Here is an 18,307-nt window from a genome sequence, read left to right on the forward strand (position 1 = left end):
ACAAAATCATATAAAAAATCTATTTTTTTACAGATAAAGAAAAAACTATTATTTTCAATATTTTATAGATGATAAAAGATATTTAAACTATTTATAGAATTGGTTTTATATTTGAGTCAATATATATATCATAGTATAATTGAAATAGAAAAAGAATAATATGCCAAGGAAGGATGGTACGAAAAAAGAAGGCAATTCTTTCCATTATAGATACAGTAATAAAGGTAAAAATGACATATAAGATTGTATGAAGAAATAATTAAAATTTCTCTATGACTATTGATAATATTATGAATATTCTTATAACAATGATCAATGCAGTATATTTCACTCATATTGTAATCATTCAGTTGAAGAATACTTAGAAAAAGATGTATCCATTCATAATATTTAATTATATCATTTCAATGGAAAACAATTCTATGATTCAAATAAATTGATTGATGATTTTGCTAATACTATGGTGGAAAATAATAATTATTCATATAGAAATAAGTTCTACTATTTTAAACTTGATGATTATAACTTATATATAGCTCTTATGAGCTATAGTTCAATGATTAAACTTTCTAAAAAACTTATAAAAAATAGTAGGATAATGGGAATAAAGCTTGTCGAGGTAAAAATGTAATATGAAAAAACGTATAATAATAGTTTTAGGTTTTATGAGTCTTTTGATAATTGGATTTTTGTTTTCACAATTATGGGGATATAATGACTATAATCCGTATTTCGTGGAGAATTATGATAGCTTTGATTTTATTTATAATAAGGAAAATGAACCTGTTGGTGTTTCATTACAAGATGATACAGAGTACATCTATTTTCTAGAGGAAAGAGATTCTAAAGCGTATATAAATGATTATAATAAGAAACAACATGAATATAATTGGAAATATGAAGGATATGAATGTGAAGTTGAGCTGATGAGTAGCACTTCATTATGGATATACGGTAAAAAAAGTATATATGTATTTATCAAAACTGATGATTTTTGGATTAGAAGATATGTTGACTGTTCAAATATACAGAACAGTTCAGATTTTGAAAATATAAAAAATATTCAAGACATAGTGAATCCGTATATTACAAAAATGATCAACATATATGAAAAATACCATCAGCAAATTATACAAACTTATCAAAATGGCAGTGAAGAATTAATGCGCAGTAAAGATGAATTAGTCTAAGATATGGATGGTGGTTTTATGAAATTTATGAGTCCTAAGATGAATAATTTATGAATTTGTGTTTTAGGTCTTTTAGCACTATTCTAACAAAACGGCGAATATCACTTTTCGTTTATGAATGATTCAGTTATGTTGCTAATGATTGTTTTATTTATAGGTTTTGTTTTCTTTCCAAAATCATGATTTCATTGTATTTGGGGATTATTAATGGGATTTGCAGTCAGTATACCTTTATTATTGGAAGTATTTAATGGAACAAATAATATGATTGCTATTGTGTTTGATTCTATTTTATCATTCTTGATCTTTGGTTATTTTGGTTTCCTAATTTATAAAAAGTTAAAAATCAAGGTTCAATAATATTCTATGATTGATTTCATTGATTTTGTCAATGAAGACATTATTAAAAATAACTCAACCAAATATTTTTAAGTCATAATAAAAATGGGCAATGATCATCATTGTCCATTTTCATATCATAAGTTTATCATTTTTTATTCTCAAAATTCACATAAAAAAGCTGTACGCATTCACTTTAAAAAGCTATTTCGTTACAGCCTCTTTTATTAACTATTGTAAATATTGAGTATTTTCTAACATAACTCCACAACCTTCAGCGACACAGTCAAGAGCATTTTCAGCTACAAATACAGGAACTCCTAATCCTTCTTCTAAGAATTTATCTAAGTTATGAAGTAAAGCTCCTCCACCTGTTAAGAAAATACCTTTATTAACGATATCAGCTGATAATTCTGGTGGTGTTTGTTCAAGAACTTGTTTTGTAGAACGTAAAATTGTCATACAACATTCTTCTAAAGCTTCTTGAGTTTCTTTAGCATTCAATTGGATTGTATGAGGTAATCCTGTAACTAAATCTCTACCTCTTACATCCATTACTTCTTTTGAATCAGCTTCATAAGCACTACCAATTGTCATCTTAATTTCTTCTGCTGTACGGTCACCAATTAATAATTTATATTTATCTTTAACATATTTAATTAATTCAGCATCCATTTTATCTCCAGCAATCTTTAAAGATGTACTTGTAACGATATCACCTAATGAAAGAACTGCAATATCAGTTGTTCCACCACCGATATCTACAACCATGTTTCCTGATGGTTTAGAAATATCTAATCCAGCACCAATAGCAGCTACTTTTGGTTCTTCTTCGATATAAACACGTTTAGCTCCACATCTTAATGCAACATCCTGAATAGCACTCTTTTCAATTGAAGTGATATTTGATGGACAACAAATTAAGATAGTTGGTCTTGAGAAAACTCCTTTTAAGTTAAGTTTATTAATAAAATGAGTTAATAATATTTCAGTAATTTGAAAATCTGCGATAACCCCATCTTTTAAAGGACGAATAGCTTGAAATTTACCTGGAGTTTTTCCAAGCATATCTCTGGCTTCTTCTCCTACTGCGATAGGTTTATTTGTTTCAGTATTGATAGTTACAACAGAAGGCTCATTGACAACAATACCTTCACCTTTGACATAAATAAGAATGTTAGCTGTTCCTAAGTCAATACCAATTTCCTTTGATAATTTCATTGAACATTCCTCCTATAAGCATTTCTATTGTATCATTTTTCCTATTAATTACAAGAAAAAATTATTTCTATATCAACATAATTTTTATCTTTTTCAAAACACTTTCTTTTCCTCAATGATAATATACCAAATGTATGAAATTTATGTGAATATTTTAAAAAAATTTAGATTCCTAAGAACCTAAATTTTATTTAATCATATCAAGTGTCTGTCCAATAAATTTCTCTGGATTATACAATTGATCTCCTTTTTGAAGAATAAAATGTAAGTGATTTTTTAAGTCAGCTTCATAAACATTCTCACCACTTTTACCAATCACATCACCTTGTTTGACTTCTTTATTTAATTCTACTGATACTTCTGATAATGATTCATAAGTTGTAGAAATATTATCACTATTGGTAATAGTGATAACCCAGCCAAGTACAGGATCATTTGTTTTCTTTGTAACAGTACCACTGATAGCTGCCAACACATCAAATTTTTCATTCTTATTGGCATAGTCAATACCTTGATTAGGACGATAAACATCTTCAAATAATATTAAAGACTGTTCCTGCTTTGTGGCATCATCATCCTTATCATAATAATATCTCACTATCCCTATACCATCTTTAACCGGTGATTTTAAAGTTTCTACTTTCTTTTCTTCAGTTTTGTTTTCTTTTGTCTGATTTTCATCCACTTTGACAACAGTTTCATCTTCAAAATTTTGAGTACGTTCATCTAAAATATTTTGAACAATCCCAATTCCACCTAAAAATAAAGCTAAAGCTAGTGAGATTCCTAATATCTTCTTATAATGAAAAGATCTTTTCTTCATGTTTTCACCTCAACTTAAGTATGAACAAAAGTTAAGAGTCTATACTTTCAATTTCAACATTTTGATAATAATGATGTAAAATCTCTTTATAACTTTTCTTTTCTAAAGCCATAGCTTGAGCACCATATTGACTCATACCAACACCATGACCATTGCCATGCGTAATAAAAGTATAACCTTTTGATGAAAACTGAATTTGAAAACACGAAGATGGTAGCGATAGTTTTTCTCTGATTTCTCTACCTGTATATGTTTTTTGATTAATAGTGACTTTGTCAACATAGCCACTTGATGTATGGGATGTGATTTTGATTTGTTCAGGAACAACATTAAATATATTGGCTAATTGCTGTTTGGTAAAAGTCTGACTCCTTGTATTATGAGGATCAATACTTGTATCCCAATGACTATCAACCGATTTAAGATAGGCCACTTCTCCCGTAAAATAATCTTCACTATTAACAGTTCTGCCATTACTGCTAGAAAAAAACAATGCAGAAATATATTCTCCCTGATATGTCATAACTTCGCCTTTTGTTTCTTGAATTGCTTCTTCTATTTTCTGTTTATTTTGTGCATATTGTTTTCCCCATTTTTTCTTCATTTCATCATCATCTAAATAAACCTGTGAATTGGTTGTATTATCAACTTTTAAATTCCTTGATAATACAAAAGTACGACTGGCTACTGCCTGTGCCTTGAGTGCCTCCTTTTCAAAACTGACTGGCATTTCCCCGGCAATAACTCCTATAAGATATTCTTCTAATGGGATGGATACAACCTGATCAGACATTTGAACTTGTACATTTTTTTCCTTTGTTTTCACTTGATATTTTGAATGAATCCAAACCATTGCATCCTGATAATGAAAACAACCGATCACTAATAAAATAGAAAATATAAAAAGAAGTTTTACATATATTTTTTTCATCATTCATATATATGTTGAAAACTTCTTATTTAGAATTGAAAACTTAAACTTCCAAAATCCAATATAAAAGATGCAAATAAATAACCTAAAGCTATTGATGTAACAATAAAGAAAATATGAAATTCTCTTTCTTTACCTTTTCTGATGTATTGATCAAAGCGAAAACAGCTTAAACCAATCATAGCAAGAGTAATCGAAACAATATACACGATAATACTAACAATATGATACATGGAAACACCTCTTTTTCTTTTACATTATAATCATTATTTTATATAATAACAACAGGAGGGACTAATTTATGGAATATTTTCAAATATCAAAATCAGATTTAAAGGCTTCTCGTTTAGCTTTAGGTTGTATGCGTATTGCTGATAAAAGCCTAGAACAAGTCGAAGAACTCGTTCAAACTGCTTTAGATGCAGGTATTAACTTTTTTGATCATGCTGATATTTATGGTGGAGGAAAATCAGAAGAAATTTTTGGTGAAGTTTTAAAAAAGCACCCTGAATATCGTGAAAAAATGATTATTCAAACAAAATGTGGAATTGTTCCAGGGAAACGCTATGATTTTTCTAAGGAGCATATCTTAACAAGTGTTGAAAATTCTTTAAAAAGATTACAAACTGATTATATTGATATTTTATTATTGCATCGTCCTGATGCCTTATGTGATCCAAAAGAAGTTGCTGAAGCTTTTGATGAATTATATAAAAGTGGAAAAGTGAAATATTTTGGTGTTTCTAATCATACACCTTTACAAATAGAACTTTTACAAAAATATACTCAACACCCATTAATTATTAATCAATTACAGTTATCTATCGTACATTCTGTTATGATTGATTCAGGAATGAATATGAATATGAAAGAATCATGGGCTCAAGATAAAGATGGTGGTGTTTTAGATTATTGTCGTTTACATGATATCACGATTCAACCTTGGAGTGTTGTACAGGCATCATGGGCAGAAGGATGTTTTATTGATCATCCTAACTATGAAAAACTTAATTCTGTCATGGAAAAACTAGCAGATGAATATCATGTGACAAAGAGTGCTATCGCAATTGCATGGTTACTTCGTCATCCAGCTTGTATGCAACCTATTATGGGAACAACTTCACCTGTTCATTTAAAAGAAATGGTCCAAGCGTGTGATATTCATTTAACACGTCAACAATGGTACGATCTTTACCTTGCGAGTGATAAGCCTCTTCCTTAAGGAGAGTCTATGATTATTGAATTAAAAACTTTAGATCAAATTGATCCCTGTCAATTAGCATATCATGCTAATGAAAAAAGTATTGGTACGTATTTAAGAAATACTTTTCCCTATCCATATACATTAGATCATGCTATGTCTTTTATTACTCATTCTTTACAAAATCATGGTCTAGATTTTGGAATTGTTGTAGATGGTATTTGTGTAGGTTGTATTGGTGGAACTTTGCATAATGATATTTACGTCCATAATTGTGAATTAGGATATTGGTTAAATCCACTTTATGCTCATCGTGGTATCATGCGACAAGCTGTACGTTTATTTTGTCAGCATGTTTTTGAATGTTACCATATTCATAAAATTTATGCTGAAGTCTTTGTAGAAAATAAAGCATCATGTCGTGTTTTAGAATGGAATCATTTTGAAAAAGAAGGTTACTTATTTGAACATGCCTATAAGAACTTTCAATATCATGATGTCATCATTTATAGTTTAAGGAGAACAACATGGAAATAAGAAAATCTCATCTTGATGATGTACAAAGAATTATGACACTTATTCATCAAGCTCAAAATTATTTTAAACAACAAAATATTGATCAATGGCAAGATGGTTACCCTCAATCTTTAGATATTATTGAAGATATTCAAAAGAATAATAGTTATGTTATTGAAGATCATGATATTATTGGAACAATGTATTTTGCTATTGAAGACGAGCCAACTTATCAAAAGATTCAGGGACAATGGTTAACTCATCATAAGCCTTATGCTGTTATTCATCGAATAGTTGTAGATGAAAGTCATAAGGGTCAAAATATAGCTCATCAATTATTAGAATATGCTATTCATGAATGTCAACAAAACCATATTCATAGTATCCGCATTGATACCCATGAAGATAATTTATCTATGCAACGTTTTTTACAAAAACATGGTTTTCATCAATGTGGAGAAATTACTCTATTAAGTGGTGACTTGCGTATCGGTTTTGAAAAAATATTAGAATAATTATAGATAACCTTCATACAGTAGAAGTATGGAGGTTATTTTATGAACTACTTTATCAACAAACCTTATCCAGAAATGATTGATATAAAGGAAAATCCACAATATGCATCTTTAATGTTATCTAATTTAGCTGGACTCTATTCGGAAATGAATGCTGTTAGTCTTTATTTTTATAATCATGTTATTTTAAAAGACGTTTGGCCTGAATTATCTGTAGCAATGGAAAAAATCAGTATTGTTGAAATGCATCATTTAGATATCTTTGCTCATTTAGCTTATCATTTAGGTGCAGATCCTCGACTTTGGGATTGTCAGCAAGGTTGTCTAGAATACTGGTCACCTGGATATAATGTCTATCCTAGTCATTTAAAATCTTTATTAGAAAATGCGATTATTCAAGAACAAAATACAATTGCTATATATCAACAACAAATAACCTGTATAAAAGAAAGAACAATCCAAAAGATTTTGCATCGTATTATTGAGGATGAAGAATTACACATTCAAATTTTTGAATATTTTTTAAATAAATATTTACAAAATAGTTCCGAAATAGAAAAAGGAAGATTTATATAGAAATACGAAATCTATATAAACCTTCCTTTTCTTATTCGATAGGTTCTTGATAAAATCTTCCTGTTACACCTTCAGAGTTGATAATATTAATAAAAACATGTGGGTCTAATGCTTTAATCAACTGAACAACATCTTTCACTTCATCTGCTCCAACAACAGTATATAACATTGTTTTATTTTCTTTTAAATAACATCCTTGTCCTTCAAATTGTGTTACACCATGATGTGTATATTCTAATAACTCTTGTCCAATTGTTTCCCCATCTTTTGTAATAATTAATAAAGTCACTTTATGATCTCTACGATGTAATCTTTCTATGACTTGTGTTGAAACAAACTGGAAAATAATTGAATACATGGCTGCTTCAAATCCAAATAAGAAACCTCCTGTTGTTAAAATAACAACATTAATTCCAAATACAAAATTCCATGATGGTTTCTTTAATTTATTTGATAAATAGACAGCAATAAAATCAGTACCTCCACTTGATGCTTTTCCATATAATGCAATGACAATAGCTATACCATTTAAAATACCCCCAAAAACTGATACAAGTAATGGATCATATGTAATAGGTGTGACTGGTATTAAGTCGACTAAAAATGAATTGAGAACAATCATTAGCACTGAATAACTTGTAAATTTCTTTCCTATTATCTTAAATCCAATAAATGCTGGTACAGCATTTAATGAAATATTAATAAGAGAATAAGGTAATTCTAATTGAAAAAAAACACTACATGATCTTTGAATCAATAATGATAAACCTGTAAATCCTCCTGGTATCAAATCCCCTGCTCTAACAAATGATTTTATATTGATAGACATAATAATGGAAGCAACAAGTACACATATAAACGAAGTAATATGTTTTTTCCATTCTTTTTCATTTCTTGTCTTGGCATAAACCATTATATTTCACTCTCCCCTTTAAAACGCCTCTATTATACTATTGTACAAACATAAATACAATATGAAAAGGTATCGCTTTACAGCAATACCTTAACTTTTTAAGCGACCTTCTTGAAGGAGTCTTAATAATTCTAAATTTTGTCTGGCACTACCAGTATAGTTCTCAATTCCATTTTTTTGTGCTAAATCTTTTCTCGATGCAAAAGATGAATCAACTCCTATCTGACTCAAAGCATCTACCAATGAATCTCCACGATATGTTGGATGAGATAAATATCTGAGAGTTCCTGTAATACTTTCATTATTCACCCATCCAAGACCATTTCCTATCAAGTATGGATTTCTCACATTAGGAACAACTCTTGTAATAGTACCATGATTCATATATGGAACTAAAGGAACACTACTGTCTGAAGAGATAAAAACATGATTAAATGTTACATGATCTCCTACCTGATAGTTTTGTTGTGGTACTTCTGGTTCTGGTGCAGGTTCTGGGTTTGTTTCAACATTGAAGTTGTTATATCCACCAGCTTTAATTTCTGTTGGAAAATCACGATATGAATGATTTCTATCTACAGGTACACTTATTCCTTCAACAAAACCATGATTCGTATATTGCCACATATCAAATCCTTCTACTCCTAATTCTTCAGCATAGCGAGCAACCCATCTTGTATATCTTTTAAATGTTGGACCAGTTAGTTTTGTTGTCCACCAATAATATGAAGCATAGAATCCTGGGAAATAATTATGTTTAGCAAGCTCATCAGCCCAGACTCTTGCATTTTTTTCAATTTGATCATTTGTCAATCTTCCTATACTCGGATCTTCTAAATCCAAATAAATAGGATATTCCATCTTATAATCTTGAATAAGTCTCATAACATGTCTAGCTTCTGATAATGCCGCCCTTTCATCAGTGGCATATGAATAAAGATAAACACCAAAAGGAATACCTAATCTTGTACATTCATCAGCATTACGTTTAAAAGTAGGATCATCTTGTCCAGGCAAATCCTGCCCAAAGCCACATCTCAAAATTGCAAAATCAATATGATTTTTAACAAGTTCCCAATTGATTTCACCTTGATATTGTGAAACATCAATACCATCTTTAACCATTAACTCACCTCCTCAAGATACAATATGTTCTTATAAAAAAAATGCCTCCACATTTGCCATAGTTATAACGACTTTCTATTATATGCTTTATAATATATAAACATGTATGAATACTGACTTTCATAAATTCTATGAATTGGTATTTTTTTTAGAGTTTTTTATGTTATAATGTTTTTTACAGAGGTGATTAATTGAATGAAAAAATTAGGTATAAGTTTTTTAGCTTTTTGTTCAGTATTTGCTATGAGTCTATTTCCAATAGATGTTCATGCGACTGATTTTGAAGGACAGGAAGATAAATATATTAAAATTTGTTCTTCAAATCTAACAAATTCTAATAAAAAAGTATGTCAGGAATTTAACAAATATTTAAAAGAAAAAAATCAAGATTTAAAAGAAGAGATTCAAGATACAAAAGATGATTTAAGTGAAACTAATGATAACATTGAAGAAGTATCTAAAAAGATCGAAACTTTAAATTCTCAAATAGATGAAAAAAACAAAGAAATTGATTATATGTTAAAATCAATCGAAAAAATAAAGAAAGACATTGCAAAGAAAGAAGAACAAATGAGAGAACGTTTATATGTTATGCAAACAACATATAACTCTAACTGGGTTTTAGATTTCTTATTTGGTTCTGAAGATTTCTCAACTTTCTTCTCACGTATAGGAAGTGTTAATGATATTACAGCTTATGAAAAAGAGTTAGTAGAAGAACTCACACAACAAAAGCAAAATCTTGACACACAACAAAAGTCTCTAGAAACAGCTAAAGAAAACTTAGAATCACAGAAAAAATCACAGGAAGCTTTACAAGAAAAATACATAGAACTGAAAACTGCACAACAAGAAAAAATTAAAGATAGTCAACAAGAATCTAAAGAAGTTTCCTCTGCACAAAAGAAAATTGATGCAGCTTTATCTGAATTGATTTCTCGTGCTCCTAGTGGTGGTGGCGGTGGTGGATCATATGTTCCAGGTGATTCAGCCGTAGGAAATGCCATTGCTCAAAAAGCTCTAACAAGACTGGGTTGTCGTTATTGGTGGGGTGCAAATGGTCCTAATTATTTCGATTGTTCTGGTTTAGTTTATTGGGCTTATAACCAAGCTGGCGTAAGTCTTGGTCGTACAACTGCTGCAGGATATGCTGGTAGTGGAAAAGCTATTTCTCGATCAGAATTACAACCTGGTGATGTCATTACATTTAGTTATGGTAGTGGTGTTGCTCATATTGGTATCTATATTGGTGGTGGAAGTTTTGTTCATGCTTCTGGAGAAGGTTCTGGAACTGTTGGACAATATCCTGATCAATGTGTTAAAACTGCCCCATTATCTGGATACTGGGAAAGATATGTTTATAATTATAGAAGATTATATTAATAGCAAAATAAATATCCAATAGTCTACAAAAAGGGTAATGAAAATCATTTTTTGATCATCATTACCCTTTTTCATTTCATTGATAATACATATATTCTTCATCAATCATAATAAATCTTCTATAATAAGTAAAGAAATGTTAAAATTATATTGTAAAAACAGATATGGGGTGACACTATGAAACATTTATTGAATAATACAGGTGTTAAAATTTTTTTAGGTATAATACTCAGCATCATTTTAGGTAAAGAAATTGTTTATAGTTTTATATCAAACATGAATGGTACTGACTATATTCTTAAACAAATTTTAGCTATGCAAATTACAATCATTATCTTAATCATTACTTTTGGTTTTATTATATTAAAGAACATAAATAAATAGAAGTCATTTATAAAAAAACAAAGAGAATCAATTTTGAAGATACTATTATTTTTTTTAAAATTCAAATTAAAGAAAAGAAGCTGAACATATCAATTTTTAAAAAGATATTTTGTCACAGCTTCTTTTTTATTCCAATAAATTGTATATAGCAATTTATGCTTTTAGTTTTAACTTATTCATTATAACGATTAATAGTGTTCCTATGATCAGTGAAATCATTAAACTAGAGATAAAATAAATTGGATTATTAATGAGGAATATTGTCCATATACCACCATGTGGGAAAGCTTGACCACATTGAAAATACATTGATAATGCGCCAGCTATGCTTGATGCTATAATACATGGATATTTAACAGCGCTTTTATATTTTTTCATATATGGAATAGCTACTTCACTGACAAAACACAATCCATTTAATAAACAAGACCATTTCTTTTGTTTATCTTCTTGATCAAAAACTTTTGTTGTTAACATTGTTAACCATATGATCAATGGTGGCATCATACCAGCTAACATAACTGCTGACATCATATCATATCTACCTGTAAAGATACCGATAATACCTATTGTATAAGCAATCTTATTAATTGGACCACCTAAATCAATGGACATCATCATACCTAAGATTGCACCAATAATAACAATTACAATACTATCTAGATTTTGATTCAATAAACTGACATAATCAATAAAATATGGGGCTAACATATAAATGAGAAAACTTAATATTGTTGTTCCTATAATAGGTACAAATAAATTTGGAGTTAAACTTTGTAAATCCTTTGGTAAATATGAAAACAAATGTGATAAGCCTAATGCTAGATATCCACCTATGAATCCTACTAAAATCCCTTCTATAATATTACCCTGCACATTAATCAAAAAGATGGATGAAATCAAAGAAACAACAAATCCCTGTTTTCCTGCTATACTATCACCAATAAAAGCACTGGTTATTGGAATTGCAATATTAATAGCAAGTGATGCAATATAATACATGATAGTTAAATATTCCTGATCAACATCCATATTCTGTAAGTAAGGAATAAGACTCATTAATATACCTGAAATCATTAAGATAGGTATAATCTGTGATATACCATTCATGAGATGTTGATATATTTTTCTAGTCCCCTTTTCATTACTTTCTTTGTATAATTCTTTGCCATGATAAATTTCTGCTTTTTGCTGTAATGCGTTTTTTAATAATTCTTCAGTATGATCAATCGCTTTTGTCACAGGAACTTGAATAACATATTTATTTTGAAATCTTTCCATCTCCACTTTCTTATCTGCCGCTACAATAACACATTTTGCCTTTTCTATATCTTCTTTTGTTAATTTATGTTGAATACCACTTGCTCCATTTGTTTCAACCTTTATGGATATATTCATTTCTTTTGCTTTCTCTATTAATGCTTTTTCTGCCATATAAGTATGTGCTATTCCTGTAGGACAAGCAGTTACAGCTACTAGATCAATATTATTTTGAACAACATTGTGATCTTTCATTGTATCCATATTTTGAAATAATAAATGAATAAACTCTTGTTCATCTTGACTATTAATCAATTGCTTAACCATATCTTCTTCCATTAACATTTGACATAGTTGAGCTAATATCTGTAAATGCTGTGATCCACCATCTTTAGGTACTGCAATCATAAAAAAGAGAGAGACTGGCTTTTGATCTAATGCATCATAATCTATACCATTTTTGTTAACCATTGCTACTAAAGAAGGATAACAAACTGTTTCACTTTGAGCATGAGGTATTGCTATCAAATTGCCCACTCCTGTTGATGATATCTTTTCCCTCTCTAAGATAGCTTTTTCAAAAACGAACTTATCTTTGATATGTCCACATTGAAAGTGTTTTTCTACCATTTCATGAATCGCTTCATTTTTATCTTTAGCATTTGAATTAAGAATAATACTATCTTCTTTTAATAAATCTTTAATATTCATATTCGACCTCATTAATTGTTTTTAATAAAAGTTCAACTTCATCAGCAGTCGCTAAGTTTTTTGAAAATGCACTTGCACTTCCTGTTGCTACTCCCATTTTAAAAGCTTGTAGATAATCTTGAGTTTTGACATATCCTGCAATGAATCCTGCAACCATTGAATCTCCAGCACCTACTGAATTGACAACTTGACCTTTAGGTGCATCACAAAAATAGACTTTTCCATTTTCACATACAAAGAGTGCTCCATCTCCTGCCATTGAAATCAATACATTTTTTGCACCCATTTCTTGAAGCTTTTTAGCATATTTAACAATGTCTTTTTGATTAAAAAGTTTCACGTGAAACATTTCTTCTAATTCATGATTATTAGGTTTAATTAAAAATGGTTTATATTCTAATACATTCATTAATAAATTTCCTGTTGCATCAACAACAACTTTTATTCCTAAATGATTAATCTCTTTCATGATATGAGCATAAATATCATCAGATATACATTTTGGTATGCTTCCTGATAAAACAAGTATATCCCCTTTGTTTAATTTTTTTATTTTTTCAATAAGCTTTGTTAAATCAGTTTCATTAATCATTGGTCCATTTCCATTAACCTCTGATTCTTCATGACTTTTCATTTTAAAATTAATACGTGAATAACCATTTTGAACATCAATAAAATCTGTATGTATACCTTTTTCTTCTAAATGACTTTGAATATAGGAACCTGTAAATCCTGCAATAAAACCTAATGCCTGACTTTCAATTCCTAAATTATTTAAAACGATTGAAACATTAATTCCCTTTCCACCAGTTAAAATATATTCATTTGCTGTTCTATTGACTTTCCCCAGTTGAAAATCATCTACTTCAACAATATAATCAATTGATGGGTTAAATGTTATTGTATAAATCATATTTATTCCTCCTTTTTTATATGTTTATTATACATAAAATATAAAAAAAAGAATATATTTCTATATTCATTTTTTATGATATTCATTATATACAATATTTTTAGATAAACCTCTTTCTTTTGCTACTGCTTTAATAGCATCCTTAGTAGTTAAACCATTTTCGATATACTCTTCAACATGTTCTTCAATACTCTGATCAAAAGTTTTTATATCTTCTACATTTTCTTCTTGATTACCTTCTACAACAATGACCATTTCACCTTTCATATCATCTATAACAGATAATATGTCATCAATTGTTCCTCGATTAATTTCTTCATGCTTCTTAGTTAATTCTCTACATAATGCAATTGAACGATTTCCTAAAATCTCTAACATCAATTTTAGTGTCTTTTTAATACGATGTGGTGCTTCATAAAAAACAATTGTTTCTCTATAGTTTTTAAGTTTTTCTAACTCCTTCTTCTTATTCTTATCATTCCTATCTAAGAAACCATAAAACATAAATGGCTGAGGAGCAATACCTGAAACAACTAATGCATCTAAACATGCATTAGCACCTGAAACAGGTACAACATTAAATCCTTCACGAATAACCTCTTTAACAAGTTCATAACCTGGATCGCTAATTGCAGGATATCCAGCATCACTAACCAAAGCAATATTCAAACCACTCTTTAAATCATTAATAATTTTAGGTATTGCAATCATTAAATTATGTTCATGATGAGAAACAAGTTTTGTTGAAATGTCAAAGTGGTTTAATAATTTAATGGTATTGCGTGTATCCTCTGCAGCAATATAATCGACTTCTTTTAAAGTTTGTATAGCACGATAAGTCATTTCATTCAAATTACCAATAGGTGTCGCTACAATATATAGTGTAGGTAATGAATTTTCAAAACTTTTTTGTCTATTCATTGATATCTTCTCCAAACATTTTTCTTATTTCGTTCGTATAACTACCATCATCATTATGAGCATATAATGGTGATTCAATTTTCAGTCCTTTATTTCCTTTATACATACCTTCAATTAAAAAGATATGAGAATCCTTTCCAATTTTAGGATAAACAAAGCGAATACGTTTTGGTTCAATATCATATTTTTGCATGATATTAATAATTTCAATCATACGATCAGGACGATGAACCATTGCAAAACGTCCTTTATTATCCAAAATTCTTGCTGCTGATTGAATAATTTCTTCTAAGTTTATTTTAATTTCATGACGAGCTATTTTAAGGAACTCATTATCATTAAGATTACTTCTTTCATCAACCCTAAAGAATGGCGGATTACATACAACCAATTTCACTTTAGAAGCATTCTTTACATAATCTTTAATATCTGAATGTATAATTTTAATCTGATTCTCTAAATGATTTAATTGAACATTCTTCAAAGCCAAATCTACAGCTTCTTTTTGTATTTCAATCCCCTTTATTTTCTTGTCAGTTCTTAAACTCAACAAAAGAGGAATGGCAGCATTATTCGTTCCAAAATCAATAATTTCATCTAAATCTTTATTAATTGTACAAAAGTGAGCTAATAAAACAGTATCCAAAGAAAAGTTAAACATATCTTTTCTTTGGATAATCTGCATATTTTCATAAGCCAATAAATAATTAACGACTTCTTGGTTCATGTTTATGCTCTCTTGGTGGTAATATTTGAATTTCATCTAATGATACAAATGAAATATTACCATCATGTTCAATTTTGACTAAATCACTTATTACATTTAAACCAGTCACTTTTACAATTTTATTATCGTATTTTACTTTTGAACCAATTTTAGGAAATCTTTGTTTTTCCTTTGTGTATGTATCATCTTCATATTTAAGACAACAAAGCAATCTTCCACATGCTCCTGATATCTTATCAATATTGATTGCAAGCATCTGATTTTTTGCCATATTAATAGAAACACCATCAAATTCTCCTAAAAATGATGAACAGCAAAGTGGTAAACCACATGATCCAAGTCCACCCACAATCTTAGATTTATCACGAGGTCCAATTTGTCTTAATTCAATACGACATTTAAAAACACTTGCCAACTCTTTCAACAATTCTCTAAAATCTACACGTGTTTCAGAAGTGTACATAAATATAACTTTTGAAGCATCAAGTGTATATTCACAACTTACTAAATGCATGTCCAAATCATACTCTTTGACAATCTCTTTACATATTTCTAAAGACTTTTCAGCCTTTGCTTGATTATAAACAAATAATTCCAAATCCGCACGATTTGCAACTCTTTTAATTTTCTTCAGTTCAGTATCAAGATTAAATTCAGAAATATGTTTTAAATTTGATACCAACTCTCCTAATTCCAACCCTCTTATTGTTTCTACAACGACTTTATCACCTTTATAAAGATCTAAATCAGTTGAAAAATAATAAGATTTTCCAACATTATTAAAACGAATAAGAGCTAATCTTTCTTCCATAAGTTCTCCTTTCTATATTCTAAACATCATACTATCCATTAACAACATAACATTGGCATTTGTACTCAATAAATATTCTGTATTTAAAATCAAATCAATTTTATTAATAATATTTTCATCACTATCATTTATTCTTTTATATAAACTTAAAAAAGATGGATAAGTGAGATTCATAGAATGTTTCACGTGAAACAAATCTCTTAATGCTAAAACAAGCATATTCAAAAATAATTGAATGTTCTCTTTTTCTTTAAAATCTTTTAATAAATGAGTCTGAACATTAATAATTAAATTATCTCTGTGAAAATAAAGATCATCAAGAAAATGATAAACTTCAAGCTTTAGTTTTTCAAACATATCAGATTCAATATATTTTTGACATTCATCATAGCTTGTAAACAATTCAGATAAAATATTTATATCATCTTCCAAGATGTCATCTCCCTTTAACTCTTCTTTCAGTGATTTTTGAGAAACAGGTAATAATTGAATAACTTGACATCTTGATTGAATCGTAGGTAAAACACGATTTAAGTTTTGACAAGTAAAAATAGCATAAACACCTGAAGTTGGTTCTTCAAGCATTTTTAATAAACTATTCATTGCTTCAATAGTTGAATTTTCAATATTTTCCATTAAATATATTTTTGACTTTCCTTCTAAAGCAGATTTAGAAAATTGTTCTTGAATATATTCAATATGTGGTTTCTTAATTGTTTCTTCAAGTCCATTACAATAAATAAAATCCCCATAATTATGTTCATCAATACGTCTACATTCATTGCAATGATCACATGCGAGAACATCATTTTCACAAATCAAACTTTTCGCAATAAAATGAGCTGGTTGTCGAGCATTCTTCCCTACTAATAAAAAAGCATGTGGAATTTTATTGTTTTTAAAGCTTTTTGAAATAATCTGATATAAAATAGGTTGTTGTTGTTTTAAGATTTCTTTATAACTCATAGAATTTCTTGAATTCTTGATAAGACTTGATTAAAAACTTGATTTACATCTAGTGAAGCATCTATTTTTACAATACGTTCAGGAAATTTATCACATAAAGTTAAATAACCTTGATAAACTTTTCGATGAAAATCAATATTCTCTAAATCCAACCTATTTACTTCTCTATCCTTATTTGCATATACACGTTGGAGTCCATCTTCCGGTAAAATATCAAAGAAGATTGTACGCTTTGGTAAAATGTTTTCAGTCGCAAATAAATTCATCTGATAAACTTCGTCAATACCAATCCCTCTGGCAATACCTTGATAAACCATTGAACTATCAACATAGCGATCACAAATCACAATATATCCTTTTTCTAATGCTGGAATAACCTTTTCAACTAGATGCTGTCTACGACTTGCTGCATAGAGTAAAGCTTCTGTTTTTCTATCCATATTTGTATATTTTACATCATGTATAATATCACGAATTTTTTCAGCAATTTCAACACCACCAGGTTCTCTTGTTAAAACAACATGATACCCTTCTTTTGTAAGCGCTTCTTTAATCATTGAGGCAATAGTTGTCTTTCCACTACCTTCTCCACCTTCAAAAGAAATAAAAACGCCTGACATATTAACACCTCATTTCTTTCTCTATTATATAAAAAATTAATCCAAAGATAAAGTTTTATTTCTTGACAATTAAAGGACAACTTTTAAAACAATGCAAAGTATAAAGCCAAAAATATCAAATATAGAAATAATAAGAATATTAAATATATTGAGTGATAAAGTTAAATGAGTTATTGAGGAAAAAGCATTAAATATAAAAATTGAAATAGTTGCCATAAGCAATCTCATAAAAATGCGTGTTACTTTCAACAAAAAAATCAC

22 protein-coding genes are annotated in these 18,307 nt (G+C 28.9%); 8 read left to right on the forward strand and 14 right to left on the reverse strand.

The window, feature by feature from the left end:
• Positions 1-632 precede the first annotated feature (632 nt).
• Both B5E79_RS05470 and B5E79_RS13470 read left to right on the forward strand, forming a co-directional pair.
• Positions 633-1,190 carry a hypothetical protein gene (locus B5E79_RS05470; RefSeq protein WP_087297248.1) on the forward strand — a complete coding sequence of 186 codons (558 nt, stop codon included), beginning with the start codon at positions 633-635 and terminating at the stop codon, positions 1,188-1,190.
• A 207-nt stretch (positions 1,191-1,397) separates the two neighbouring features.
• The gene (locus B5E79_RS13470; protein WP_158095470.1) at positions 1,398-1,550 is read left to right on the forward strand and encodes a hypothetical protein; all 153 of its coding nucleotides are present in this window, start codon (positions 1,398-1,400) and stop codon (positions 1,548-1,550) included.
• Between the two features lie 210 nt (positions 1,551-1,760).
• Here the strand turns inward: B5E79_RS13470 and mreB are convergent, their stop codons facing one another.
• From mreB to B5E79_RS05490, 4 genes are all read right to left on the reverse strand, one after another.
• Complete coding sequence (gene mreB, locus B5E79_RS05475; RefSeq protein WP_087297249.1) at positions 1,761-2,750, reverse strand: rod shape-determining protein; 990 nt, start codon at positions 2,748-2,750, stop codon at positions 1,761-1,763.
• A 187-nt stretch (positions 2,751-2,937) separates the two neighbouring features.
• Entirely contained in the window at positions 2,938-3,573 is a 636-nt protein-coding gene (locus tag B5E79_RS05480; protein ID WP_087245781.1) for a M23 family metallopeptidase, read from the reverse strand.
• A gap of 31 nt (positions 3,574-3,604) precedes the next feature.
• Entirely contained in the window at positions 3,605-4,507 is a 903-nt protein-coding gene (spoIID, locus tag B5E79_RS05485; protein WP_241147454.1) for a stage II sporulation protein D, read from the reverse strand.
• 26 nt (positions 4,508-4,533) lie between these two features.
• Positions 4,534-4,737 carry a DUF1146 family protein gene (locus B5E79_RS05490; protein ID WP_087245779.1) on the reverse strand — a complete coding sequence of 68 codons (204 nt, stop codon included), beginning with the start codon at positions 4,735-4,737 and terminating at the stop codon, positions 4,534-4,536.
• 68 nt (positions 4,738-4,805) lie between these two features.
• On the opposite strand from B5E79_RS05490, the gene B5E79_RS05495 reads away from it, so the two are divergent.
• Genes B5E79_RS05495 through B5E79_RS05510 form a run of 4 tightly spaced genes read left to right on the forward strand, consistent with a single transcriptional unit; the run spans position 4,806 to position 7,312 of the window.
• The gene (locus B5E79_RS05495; protein WP_087297251.1) at positions 4,806-5,726 is read left to right on the forward strand and encodes an aldo/keto reductase; all 921 of its coding nucleotides are present in this window, start codon (positions 4,806-4,808) and stop codon (positions 5,724-5,726) included.
• A 9-nt stretch (positions 5,727-5,735) separates the two neighbouring features.
• A complete protein-coding gene (locus B5E79_RS05500; protein ID WP_087297252.1) occupies positions 5,736-6,242 on the forward strand; it encodes a GNAT family N-acetyltransferase in 507 nt (168 codons plus the stop codon).
• Entirely contained in the window at positions 6,233-6,736 is a 504-nt protein-coding gene (locus B5E79_RS05505) for a GNAT family N-acetyltransferase (protein WP_087245773.1), read from the forward strand. The genes B5E79_RS05500 and B5E79_RS05505 overlap by 10 nt, the downstream gene beginning before the upstream one ends.
• A gap of 42 nt (positions 6,737-6,778) precedes the next feature.
• Positions 6,779-7,312 (forward strand): ferritin-like domain-containing protein, encoded by a 534-nt coding sequence (locus B5E79_RS05510; protein WP_087297253.1) that lies wholly within the window; start codon positions 6,779-6,781, stop codon positions 7,310-7,312.
• A gap of 31 nt (positions 7,313-7,343) precedes the next feature.
• On the opposite strand, the gene B5E79_RS05515 is transcribed toward B5E79_RS05510, so the two are convergent.
• Positions 7,344-8,225, reverse strand: coding sequence for a YitT family protein (locus tag B5E79_RS05515; protein WP_087245768.1), 882 nt, complete (start codon positions 8,223-8,225; stop codon positions 7,344-7,346).
• A 90-nt stretch (positions 8,226-8,315) separates the two neighbouring features.
• Positions 8,316-9,350 (reverse strand): glycoside hydrolase family 25 protein, encoded by a 1,035-nt coding sequence (locus tag B5E79_RS05520; protein ID WP_087297254.1) that lies wholly within the window; start codon positions 9,348-9,350, stop codon positions 8,316-8,318.
• A 195-nt stretch (positions 9,351-9,545) separates the two neighbouring features.
• On the opposite strand from B5E79_RS05520, the gene B5E79_RS05525 reads away from it, so the two are divergent.
• Positions 9,546-10,733 carry a C40 family peptidase gene (locus tag B5E79_RS05525; protein ID WP_087245764.1) on the forward strand — a complete coding sequence of 396 codons (1,188 nt, stop codon included), beginning with the start codon at positions 9,546-9,548 and terminating at the stop codon, positions 10,731-10,733.
• A 177-nt stretch (positions 10,734-10,910) separates the two neighbouring features.
• Positions 10,911-11,117, forward strand: coding sequence for a hypothetical protein (locus tag B5E79_RS05530; RefSeq protein ID WP_087297255.1), 207 nt, complete (start codon positions 10,911-10,913; stop codon positions 11,115-11,117).
• Between the two features lie 153 nt (positions 11,118-11,270).
• Here the strand turns inward: B5E79_RS05530 and B5E79_RS05535 are convergent, their stop codons facing one another.
• From B5E79_RS05535 to B5E79_RS05570, 8 genes are all read right to left on the reverse strand, one after another.
• Positions 11,271-13,088: a PTS fructose transporter subunit IIABC gene (locus tag B5E79_RS05535; RefSeq protein ID WP_087297256.1), complete on the reverse strand. Its 1,818-nt coding sequence runs from the start codon at positions 13,086-13,088 to the stop codon at positions 11,271-11,273.
• On the reverse strand, positions 13,078-14,001 hold the full coding sequence (gene pfkB / locus B5E79_RS05540; RefSeq protein ID WP_087297257.1) for a 1-phosphofructokinase: 924 nt from the start codon (positions 13,999-14,001) through the stop codon (positions 13,078-13,080). The genes B5E79_RS05535 and pfkB overlap by 11 nt, the downstream gene beginning before the upstream one ends.
• 66 nt (positions 14,002-14,067) lie before the next feature.
• Positions 14,068-14,922, reverse strand: a complete 855-nt coding sequence (rsmI, locus tag B5E79_RS05545; RefSeq protein WP_087297258.1) for a 16S rRNA (cytidine(1402)-2'-O)-methyltransferase — start codon at positions 14,920-14,922, stop codon at positions 14,068-14,070.
• Positions 14,915-15,649 carry a tRNA1(Val) (adenine(37)-N6)-methyltransferase gene (locus B5E79_RS05550; RefSeq protein WP_087297259.1) on the reverse strand — a complete coding sequence of 245 codons (735 nt, stop codon included), beginning with the start codon at positions 15,647-15,649 and terminating at the stop codon, positions 14,915-14,917. Before B5E79_RS05550 ends, rsmI begins: the two co-directional genes overlap by 8 nt.
• On the reverse strand, positions 15,630-16,460 hold the full coding sequence (locus tag B5E79_RS05555) for a PSP1 domain-containing protein (RefSeq protein WP_087297260.1): 831 nt from the start codon (positions 16,458-16,460) through the stop codon (positions 15,630-15,632). Before B5E79_RS05555 ends, B5E79_RS05550 begins: the two co-directional genes overlap by 20 nt.
• A 12-nt stretch (positions 16,461-16,472) precedes the next feature.
• The gene (locus B5E79_RS05560) at positions 16,473-17,426 is read right to left on the reverse strand and encodes a hypothetical protein (RefSeq protein WP_087297261.1); all 954 of its coding nucleotides are present in this window, start codon (positions 17,424-17,426) and stop codon (positions 16,473-16,475) included.
• Positions 17,423-18,046, reverse strand: a complete 624-nt coding sequence (tmk, locus tag B5E79_RS05565; RefSeq protein WP_087245064.1) for a dTMP kinase — start codon at positions 18,044-18,046, stop codon at positions 17,423-17,425. The genes B5E79_RS05560 and tmk overlap by 4 nt, the downstream gene beginning before the upstream one ends.
• A gap of 69 nt (positions 18,047-18,115) precedes the next feature.
• Positions 18,116-18,307 carry a pro-sigmaK processing inhibitor BofA family protein gene (locus tag B5E79_RS05570; RefSeq protein WP_255376342.1) on the reverse strand — a complete coding sequence of 64 codons (192 nt, stop codon included), beginning with the start codon at positions 18,305-18,307 and terminating at the stop codon, positions 18,116-18,118.

The organism is Massilimicrobiota sp. An134, from assembly GCF_002160815.1.
GTDB classification, from domain to species: Bacteria; Bacillota_I; Bacilli_A; order Erysipelotrichales; family Coprobacillaceae; genus Allocoprobacillus; species Allocoprobacillus merdigallinarum.